Source organism: Amycolatopsis sp. A1MSW2902 (genome assembly GCF_017312175.1).
Lineage (GTDB): Bacteria > Actinomycetota > Actinomycetes > Mycobacteriales > Pseudonocardiaceae > Amycolatopsis > Amycolatopsis nivea.
Genome location: NZ_QJPO01000001.1, coordinates 1,213,203 through 1,222,846 on the forward strand (window position 1 = coordinate 1,213,203; position 9,644 = coordinate 1,222,846).

General features: G+C 70.6%; 7 protein-coding genes. 4 read left to right on the top strand and 3 right to left on the bottom strand.

The genetic code is table 11. The annotated features are described in order from the left end of the window. Positions 1–27: 27 nt before the first annotated feature. The 3 genes from DMP23_RS05630 (at position 28) to DMP23_RS05640 (ending at position 3,574) form a co-directional block, all read left to right on the top strand. On the top strand, positions 28–1,503 hold the full coding sequence (locus DMP23_RS05630) for an SPFH domain-containing protein (RefSeq protein WP_037809691.1): 1,476 nt from the start codon (positions 28–30) through the stop codon (positions 1,501–1,503). Then, positions 1,503–2,198, top strand: a complete 696-nt coding sequence (locus DMP23_RS05635; protein ID WP_134730328.1) for a hypothetical protein — start codon at positions 1,503–1,505, stop codon at positions 2,196–2,198. Before DMP23_RS05630 ends, DMP23_RS05635 begins: the two co-directional genes overlap by 1 nt. A 104-nt stretch (positions 2,199–2,302) precedes the next feature. Beyond that, a complete protein-coding gene (locus tag DMP23_RS05640; protein ID WP_337820356.1) occupies positions 2,303–3,574 on the top strand; it encodes a wax ester/triacylglycerol synthase domain-containing protein in 1,272 nt (423 codons plus the stop codon). A 45-nt stretch (positions 3,575–3,619) separates the two neighbouring features. Here DMP23_RS05640 and DMP23_RS05645 read toward each other — a convergent pair whose 3' ends face one another. Further along, positions 3,620–5,011, bottom strand: a complete 1,392-nt coding sequence (locus DMP23_RS05645) for a class II 3-deoxy-7-phosphoheptulonate synthase (RefSeq protein WP_037809686.1) — start codon at positions 5,009–5,011, stop codon at positions 3,620–3,622. A 52-nt stretch (positions 5,012–5,063) separates the two neighbouring features. Beyond that, positions 5,064–8,234 carry a hypothetical protein gene (locus DMP23_RS05650; RefSeq protein WP_337820357.1) on the bottom strand — a complete coding sequence of 1,057 codons (3,171 nt, stop codon included), beginning with the start codon at positions 8,232–8,234 and terminating at the stop codon, positions 5,064–5,066. Positions 8,235–8,367: 133 nt separating this feature from the next. On the opposite strand from DMP23_RS05650, the gene DMP23_RS05655 reads away from it, so the two are divergent. Next, the gene (locus tag DMP23_RS05655; RefSeq protein ID WP_337820358.1) at positions 8,368–9,255 is read left to right on the top strand and encodes an NADP-dependent oxidoreductase; all 888 of its coding nucleotides are present in this window, start codon (positions 8,368–8,370) and stop codon (positions 9,253–9,255) included. On the opposite strand, the gene DMP23_RS05660 is transcribed toward DMP23_RS05655, so the two are convergent. Further along, entirely contained in the window at positions 9,252–9,623 is a 372-nt protein-coding gene (locus DMP23_RS05660; RefSeq protein WP_337820359.1) for a MerR family transcriptional regulator, read from the bottom strand. The two genes, DMP23_RS05655 and DMP23_RS05660, sit on opposite strands and share 4 nt — an antisense overlap. Positions 9,624–9,644 lie beyond the last annotated feature (21 nt).

A 9,644-nucleotide genomic window follows, 5' to 3' on the forward strand; every position in this document is an offset into this window, starting at 1 on the left:
CTGAATACGGAAAGTGCGGCGAGGGCTATGGAAATCTGGGTCATCGTGGTGATCGCGGTCGTGGCCGTGATCCTGCTGTTCGGGCTGCTGCGGATCCTGTACAAGGTCGCGGAGCCGAACGAGGCGCTCATCATCTCCGGCTGGGGCGTCCGGGTCGAGCGCACCGAGACCGCCGACAGCCTCGGGTTCAAGATCGTCACCGGCCGCGGCGTGAACGTGCTGCCGGGCTTCCAGACCGCGCGCAGGCTGTCGCTGGACACCCGAGGGGTGAACCTGCAGGTCTCGTGCGTGACGAAACAGGGTCTGCCGGTCACCGTGCGCGCGGTCGTGATCTACAAGGTCGGCGACGACTTCGCGTCGATCGCGAACGCCGCCCGCCGGTTCCTCGACCAGCAGAAGGGCATGAACGACACCATCCACGAGCTGTTCTCCGGCCACCTGCGGTCGATCGTGGGCGGGCTGACCATCGAGGAGATGATCCACAACCGCGACGCGCTGACCGGCGAGGTCCGCCAGTCGTCGGCCACCGAGATGATCAAGCTCGGGCTGATCGTGGACTCGCTGCAGATCCAGGAGATCGACGACGAGTCCGGCTACATCGTCAACCTCGGCAAGCCGCACGCGGCCGCGATCGCCGCCTCCGCGCGGATCGCCGAGGCGCAGCGCGACCAGGAGGCGACCGAGGCCGAGCAGATCGCCGCCGCGCGCAAGGCGGGCGCGATCCGGGAAAGCCAGATCCAGCAGGCCGGTTACCAGGCCGAGGTGGACCAGGCCAAGGCGAAGGCGAGCCAGTCCGGTCCGCTGGCCGAGGCGACCGCGCGCCAGGAGGTCGTGGTCCAGGAGACCAGGGCCGCCGAACTCGAGGCGGCGCTGTCCGAGCAGCGGCTGCAGTCGCAGGTCCGCAAGCCGGCCGACGCGAAGGCGTACGAAACGCGCACCACGGCGGACGCGGAACGCGACGCGCAAATCGCCCGCGCGCAGGCACAGGCGAAGGAAACCGAGCTGCGGGCCGGCGCGGACGCGACCCGGGTCAAGACCGCGGCGGACGCCGAAGCGCAGGCCACGAAGGCACGCGCGGAAGCCAGCGCGAGTGCGACGAAGGCCACTGGCGAGGCGGAAGCGGCGGCGGCCAAGGCGAAGGGTCTCGCGGACGCCGAGGCGGCGAAAGCCAAGGGTCTGGCCGAAGCCGAAGCGGCGAAAGCGAAGGGTCTCGCCGAGGCCGAGTCGATCAAGGCGCGCGCGGCCGCACTGGCGGAGAACCAGGAGGCTGTGGTAGCACAACAGCTGGCCGAGCGCTGGCCGGAGATCGTCGAAGCGGGCGCGCAGGCCTTCGGCAATGTCGACCACATGGTGGTCCTGAACGGCGCGGACGGGATGTCGGACATGTTCACCAAGGCGCTCTCCCTCGGCGGCACGGGCCTCGGCCTCGCCCGCCAGCTGATGGACGCCATGGGCCCCAAGCAGTCCGGTTCCGACGGCAGCGTCGCCCCTCGCGAGGACTGATGAGCTTCTTCACGGACGGTCCTCGCGAGCGCCCCCTGTTCCCGGTGCGGGAACGGGAGCTGTTCGGCTACGAGGGCCGTCCGTGGACGGGCCCGCCGGCCGACCACATCGTGCCCGCGCTGGTGCCGTGGGCGACGCCGCTGGGCCGGTCCGAGCGCACCATCGTGGCGCTGCGCGCGGTCGAGGTGTGGCCGGAGGCGATGACGCTGCGGATCGCGGTGTATTCGCGCGACCGCATGGACGGCGCGCCGCTGATCGGCCACCGGCGCGTCCCGGACTACAACTCGCTGCTGGTCGGCGTGCTGTTCCCGGACGGCGGACGGGCCAGTTCCGAAACCGTTTCGGTGCCGAGCGCGGGCGAACCGCACGAGCCGGTGCTGCGCGTCGAGGAAGGCAGCGGGTCGGAGTTCCGCTACGAGCATCCGGTGTTCGTGTGGCCGCTGCCCAGCGCCGGCCCGCTGAAGGTGATCGTGCAGTGGCTCGACCGCGAGATCGCCGAAACGCACACCAAACTCGACGGCGGACGGCTGCGTGCCGCCGCGCTCGAAGCCAGCGAGCTGTGGCCCGGGCTGCCGAAGCGGCCGGGCAACGGCGTCGCGATGCGCCAGATCGCCGCCGAGGTCACCGAGGCGGGCGGCCCCGGGCCGACCGCCGGGCCCGGTCTGCCGCAGCGACGGCGCTCCACGGGCGAGTGAAATTCCGCGGAATTAGCGTCCTCGCAACATCACGGCCGTGCGCCGGTCACACCTGGGTAGTGTCGTTGCATTCGCCCTCGACGTCCGACGTTGGAAGGTGGACCATGGCGCCTGCCCCGCTCAGCTCGCTCGATGTCGCTTTTCTTTGCCTCTCCAGGGAAACCGCGCCGATGCAGATGGGCGCGGCGCTGGTTTTCGCGCCGGAGGAGCCGGTCGATCCGGACCGGCTGACCGCGCTGCTCGCGCGCCGGGCGGCGGATATTCCGCCGCTGCGCCGGAAAATCCGCGCCGGACTGTTCCCGCCCGGCTCCGCGACGTGGGTGGACGACCCGGATTTCCGGGCAGCGCACCACATCCGGCACCACCGGCTCACGACGCTGTACGACCCGGACCCGCTGCCGGAATTCGCGGCGAGGTGGATCGCTGAACCGCTTGACCCGCATCGTCCGTTGTGGGAACTCACTGTGGTGACCGGCTTTCCGGACGGAAGCTTCGCGGTGCTGCTCAAATTGCACCACGCGTTGACTGACGGAGCGGGCGCGTACGCCGTCACGGCAGGACTTCTGGACGGATTGCCGATCCCGGAGCGCGCACCGGTGATTCCGCAGCCGCGTTCGCCGCTCAGCGCGGTGTGGGAGACAGCGGGAATCGCGTCGTCGGTGGTCCGGGCGGCGCGTCCGCCGTGCCTGCCGCTGGCCGCACCCGCCACCGCCGAACGACGCCTCGGTTTCACCCGGCTGGCGTCGGCCGATCTTCGCCGGATCCGGCGAACGCACGGCGGCACCACCAACGACGTGGTGCTCGCGGTGCTTTCCGGCGCGTTGCGCGAATGGCTCGTCAACCGCGGCATTCGCGCGACGGGACGGTCGGTGCGCGCGCTGATTCCCGTGAGCGTGCGCGGGAGGGCGGCTGAGCAACGGGGCGGGAACAAGCTTTCCGGCTATTTGTGCGATCTGCCGATCGGATTGGACGATCCGGTGCGGCGGCTGGCCGAAGTGCGCGCCTCGATGGCACGCAACAAAGCCGCTGGCCCTGCTCGCGGAGCCGGGGCGTTTCCGCTGCTGGCTGACCGGATGCCAGCAGCGCTGCACCGGCTGGGGACGCGGACTGCCGGACTGGCCGCGCCGTTGCTGTTCGACCTGGTGGTGACGACCGTTCCGGTGCCGCGCGCCCGGCACGCGCTCGATGGTGCGCCACTGACGGAGGTGTATCCGTTCGTGCCGTTGGCCCCGCGCCAGGCTGTGGGTATCGCGGTCGCGCCTTATCGCGACAGTGTCCACATCGGACTGCAGGCGAACGCGGACGCGGTGGCGGACCTCGGCTCGCTGCGCGACGCGGTGGCCAAATCGGCGGCGGAACTGCTGGACGTCTCGTGAGTGGCTAGGCCGGTTCTCACCGGCCTAGCCACTCACCAGCTGTGGTCAGCCGCGCAGCATTTCCGCCACGAGGAAGGCCAGTTCCAGCGACTGCTGGGTGTTGAGCCGGGGGTCGCAGGCGGTCTCGTAGCGGCCGGAGAGGTCGACGTCGGAGATTTCCTGTGCTCCGCCGAGGCATTCGGTGACGTCTTCGCCGGTCAGCTCGACGTGGATGCCGCCCGGGTAGGTGCCGAGCTTGTGGTGCACCTCGAAGAAGCCCTGGACCTCGTCGACGATGCGGTCGAAGTGCCGGGTCTTGTAGCCGGTGGACGATTCGTGCGTGTTGCCGTGCATCGGGTCGCACTGCCAGATGACCTTGTGCCCGGACGATTCGACCTTCTCCACGATGGCGGGCAGCACCTCGCGGACCTTGCCGTTGCCCATCCGGGAGATCAGCGTGAGCCGCCCCGGCTCGTTGCGCGGGTCGAGGCGCTCGACGTACTCCAGGGCCTGTTCCGGCGTGGTCGTCGGGCCGATCTTGAGGCCGATCGGGTTCGACAGCAGTTCGGCGAACGCGATGTGCGCGCCGTCGAGCTGGCGGGTGCGCTCGCCGATCCACAGGAAGTGCGAGGACAGGTTGTACAGCTTCGGGTTCGCCGCGTCGGCCTGGTCCAGCCGCAGCATCGCGCGCTCGTAGTCGAGCAGCAGCGCCTCGTGGCTGGCGAAGATCTCGGTGTACTGCAGCGAGGTGTCGGTGACGCCGCAGGCGTTCATGAACCGCAGGCCGCGGTCGATCTCGGCGGCGAGCGCCTCGTACCGCTCCCCCGCAGGCGACGAGGACACGAAGTCCTTGTTCCAGTCGTGCACCTGGTGCAGGTCGGCCATGCCGGCCCCGGTGAGCGCGCGGACCAGGTTCATCGCCGCGCCCGCGTTCGCGTAGGCGCGGATCATCCGGCCCGGGTCCGGCACCCGCAGCTCCGGCTTGGCGACGAGCGAGTTGATGATGTCGCCGCGGTAGACCGGCAGGCCGAGCGCGTCGGTGCCGGACGAGCGCGGCTTCGCGTACTGGCCCGCGATCCGGCCGACCTTCACCACCGGCAGGCTGGCCCCGTAGGTGAGCACGACGGCCATCTGCAGCAGCGTGCGCAGGTTCGCCCGGATGTGCGGTTCGGTGTTGGACTCGAACGTCTCCGCGCAGTCCCCGCCCTGCAGCAGGAACGCCTCCCCGCGGGCCACCATGGCGAGCCGGCTCTTCAACCGGTCGATCTCGGCGGGCACGGTGATCGGCGGCACGCTCTCCAGCACGCCCCGCACCCGCTTGGCCAGCGCGGCGTCCGGCCACTCCGGCTGCTGCGCGGCGGGCAGCGACAAGGCGGTGTCGAGGCGGTCCCGCAGCTCAGGAGGCAACGGCGGCAGCTCGGGGAGAGTGTCTACGGGAACGTCGACTGTCCAGTTCACGCGTCTCAGGATAGGGTCTGCCGCCTCCGCCCGGGCCGGTGGGCGGCGAGGGTCACGCGTCCGGGGCGTCTTCGCGGTACAGGGCGCCGAATCGGTCGGCCACGTCCAGCAGACCTGCGAGTTCGGCTGTTTCAAGGGCTGGGACGATGACCGACCAGTGGTCGAGGCGGACCGCTTCGGCGAGGATCCGGCGGCGCTCGTCCGGCGGGGCGGCGGCGGAGATCTCGACCAGCAGACGGGCGCGGTCGTCCGCGGATTCGACGAGACGGGTCCGGGCGAGTGCGCGGGGCAGGTCGTGCTTGGCCAGTTCCGGCAGGAACGCCAGGGTGAGCCGTTCCCGTTCCTGATCGCTTTCAGCGCTCTCGAAGACACCCTCGGCCTGGTCGAGGTGCCCGGCCGCGGCCAGGCCGCGGACCAGGAGCCGCCGGGCAGACACCCGGAACGCCTCGTTCAGGTATCCGCACAGCTCGAGGGCCGCAGCGACCTCGCCACGCGCTGCCAGATCCTCGATCGCGTCCTCGATCGCCAACTCGGAGTTGTCCTCCTCGCGACCGGCGGCCACCAGTTCGACGACCTCGGCGGGTTCGCCCACCGCGGCCAGCATCACGATGGCCGCGCGCCGGTCGAGCCGCACGAACTCCCGGTCCGGGGACTTCTCCGCCATCCCGCTCCGCACGTACTCCGCGATCCGGGCCAGCGCGGCCCGGTCGCCGTCGGCCCGGAGCCTGCGGGCGAGCAGGACCACGGGTTCCCGCATCGCCGACCAGAATCCGACGCCGCGGATCAGCTTCTCGGCGATCAGCGGATCTCCCTTTTCCGCGAGAAGGCACGCCAGCGACTTGATTTCCTTCAGTCCCTGCCATTCCGAGCGCACCAGCGGGGCAAGCAGTTCGGCCCGGCGGACGTCGCCTGCCGCGACGACGGTTGTGCTCAGCGCACCGATCGCCGCTGCCGCCCGCGGATCGTCCGCCGCACGGCGGGTCATCGATTCGGCCCGCTCCGCCGCCTCGTGCGCGCGGGCGCCGTCCCCGGTCGCCAGCACCGCATCCGCCAGGGACACGAACCGGTCCGCGTCGCTTTGCAGTTCGCGGGCCGACCGGCGGGTGGAGAGGTGGCGGGCAGCCCACTGGAAGGCCTGGTCGGGCTGGCCCGCGGCCACGAGTGCCTGGACGAACCGGTTCACCGCGTTGCGCCGGGCGAAGGGGTCGGTCATTGCATCGAGCACTGGGGGAATGTCCACCAGCCTGCCCGCATCGGCCAGGAAATCGATCAGGACAGGCACCAACGTGTGCTCGCGGTGCGCCTCGGCGGATCTCGCGTCGACAGCTGCGACCGGGTCGTCCGCCGCGGCCAATTCAGCGGTGACGTCGAGGCGAAACAGCACTCCGGACGCGCCGTGTTCCTGTGCGAAGGCGCGTGCCCGCTCGACTTCGCCCCGCTGGACGAGCTGCTGCGCGATCTCCGCGAACGCCTTGTCCCGGCTCATTTCGCGAGTCACCGCACCGGCCAGTTCCGCGGCCGCAGCCACGTCGTCGACAGCCTGCACCGCCAGTTCGCTCAGTGTCCGGTCCCGGAGGTCTTCGCGGGAAATCTCCCTGGCCAGCTGCCCGGCCCGGGAGAGGTCCGGTTCGGCGACGGCGGCGATCCGCCGGCATTGATCCGCGCTGACCCGCCCGGCGATCCGCTCGGCCGCGTCAGGCTTCCCGCCGTACCCCAACGCGACCGCGGTTTCCGCGAGCAGGGAGTCGCGCAGCTCCGGATCGTGCTCGTCGTCGGCCAGTTGCTCGGCTCGCTCCGGCTGTCCGGCGCGGACCAGCTCTCCGGACAGCTCGAGCAGTGCTCGCCTGCGCGAAACGGGGTCGGTCATGGACTGCGCGAGCGCCACGGCGTGGTCGAACTGCCCCAGCGCGGCCCACACCGCGGGCAAGCGCACCGGCGTGATCTTGTTGCGGTCGCGGAAATTGTCCCGGTACGTGTCGAGCGTGACGAGCCGGACGAGGTCGGGATCGTCGGACGCGAGCAGAGCCGCGCGGGCGGTGTCCAGCTCCCCCATCGCGGCCAGGTCGCCGCCGGAGACGTCCAGCAGGCGTTCGTGCCTCGCCGGGTCTCCGGCCAGGTCGACGAGAGCGGTCACGTCGCCGCTTTCCTGGACCAGCCGGAAGTAGCCGCGCAGCAGGAATTGGGGCGTGTCCGGCGGCCAGCCCGCCGACCGGTATCCAGCGGCCCATTCGTCGATCGCCGCGCGGTACCGGGACAGTTCGCCGCCGAGGGCTTCGACGGCCTCGCGTTGCAGATTCTCGTGGCCCAGCAGGAAAACCGCCGGGGCCTCGCGGGGTCGCCAATGCGCTGGGCGACGGGTGAACGAACGGCTCGCCACACTGTTCAGCACTCGTTCGACGTCGCGTGGGCGCCGCTGGGTCAGCTCCACGAGGTCGTCGCTGCTGAGCCCGCCGCGAGCCGCGACGAGGAAGCCCAGCAGGTCCTCTTGGTCGCGGAGCAGTGCGTCTAGCTCGTGCTCCATATCGGCCTTCGCCGCGACGGCTGCGGGCGAAGGCGCCAGGGAACGCTCGATTCCGGGAGCCCGCAACGGATGATCGCCGCGTACGTCGGGCGGGACGCCGGGGTTGAGGCGGCTCGCGACGATCACGCGGAGACCGTTTTCGGGGAACGGCAGCAGCGCGGCGATGCTGTGGCCGCCGGAGCTGGCGCCGCGATCCTCGTCCAGTCCGTCGACGACCAGCACCAGGCGCTCGCCGCGGTTTCGGCAGTGTGCGGCGGCTTCGGCGAAGACCGCGTTGAGGTTTCGCGCCTCGGGGTCCTTCGCCGCGCCCAGGACTTCGGCCAGTTGCTCCTGGACGACGTCTACGAACGCCTCACGCGTGTCGTCGCCGAGCGAACGCGCCGTGACGAAGAACGACACCACCCGCACTCCCTCGGGCGGCGAGAGGACGAACGAGGCCATCAGAGCCGACTTGCCGGTCCAGGGAGCCGCGCGCCACCACACGTACGCGGGAGCGTCGTCCGGGGCGGTGCAGAACCGGGCGAGTTCAGCCAGTTCCGTTTCGCGGCCGACGAGCTGGTCCGGGGCCACCTGGCGCACCCATTGCCGGTAGCGGGACCGGGCGGGCGGAGCCGCGTGGACGACGACCGAGTCGGCGTGGCCTACCTGCACGACCTTGCCCGTGACCGGGCCCAAGACCTGGTTCGTGATCCGCTCGTCCACCTGGGCGTCCCCCTCCGACGCGGTTCAGCTTCGCACGAAGCGTGTCGGCCGGGTCACATTGGCTGGAAGGTGACACCGGTGTCAACAAATAGCGTCGTTCCCGAACCGAACCTGCCGCGGAAGGGACAAGCGAATGAGCACTGCCTTGGGATACCGGGCATTCGGCGCTGCCGACGTCCAGGAGTTCTTCGACCGGCCGGACCCGGCGCCCGGCCCCGCCGAGGTGCTGGTCCGGGTCGCGGCCGCCGGGGTGAATCCGCTCGATCATCTGCTGCGGTCCGGGCACGTCCCCGACCTGAACGGGCGCCTGCCGTTCCCTCAGGTCATCGGGATGGAAGCGGCGGGGACGGTGCTCGCGCTGAGCGAGGACGTCACGGGTCTAAAAGTCGGCGACCGGGTCGCCGGGTTCGCGCTGACCGGCGCGGGGACGTACGCGGAAACGACGCTGCTGCTCGGCGAGTCCACCGCTCGCATTCCCGACGCTCTCCCGTGGACCTGGGCGGCGACCATTCCCGTCGCGGGCACCACGGCGCTGGACGTGCTCGACCAGCTCGATCTGCCGAAGGGCGCGTCGCTGCTGGTGAACGGGATCGGCGGGGGCGTCGGCATCGCGTTGGCGCAGCTGGCGCGGGACCGGGGGCTCGTCGTTACAGGCACGGGCAGCACGGCCAAGCGGCCTCTCGCGGCGAAGTACGGCGCTGTGTTCGTCGACTACACGGCGGAAAGCGTCGAGGGCAGTTTCGACGCCGTGGTCGACACCGTTGGCGGCCAGTCCCTTCGCGACGTCGCGCCGTTAGGGAAGAAGCTCGTCGCGGTCGGGGATGCGTCGGTGACCGAACTCGGCGGCGAATTCGTCCGTCGCCGGCTCGATCGGGCGAGTCTGGAACGCGTCGCCGAGCTGATGGCCGAAGGGCGGCTCGATCCGAACATCACCGGGACCTATCCGCTCGCACGGGCCCATGAAGCGTTGGCGCTCGTCGAGTCCCGGCATGCCGCGGGCAAGCTAGTCATCAGCATCTAGCACGAGACGGACTCGCCTTGCCGGTACCGGGTGTTCGCCTCGATCAGCACGTCCAGCGCGGCGCGGGCGTCGGCGAGGCGGGCGATATCGGCGGTCAGCCGGTCGCGTTCGGACACCATGGTGGTGAAAGCGTCTTCGATGACGGCCGCTTCGTCGCTGTGCACGCAGGGCAGCAGCCGGGCGATCACCTTGCTGTGCAAGCCCGCGGCGAACAACCGGCGGATCAGTTCGACCCGTTCGACCTCGGTCGCCAGGTAATGCCGCTGCCCGCCCGCGGACCGGGTGCTGTGCACCAGGCCCTGCTGCTCGTAGTACCGCAGCGAGCGGGCGCTGACCCCGGTCTTCCGGGCTAATTCACCGATTCGCACGCTCTCCAGCGTAAAGAAACG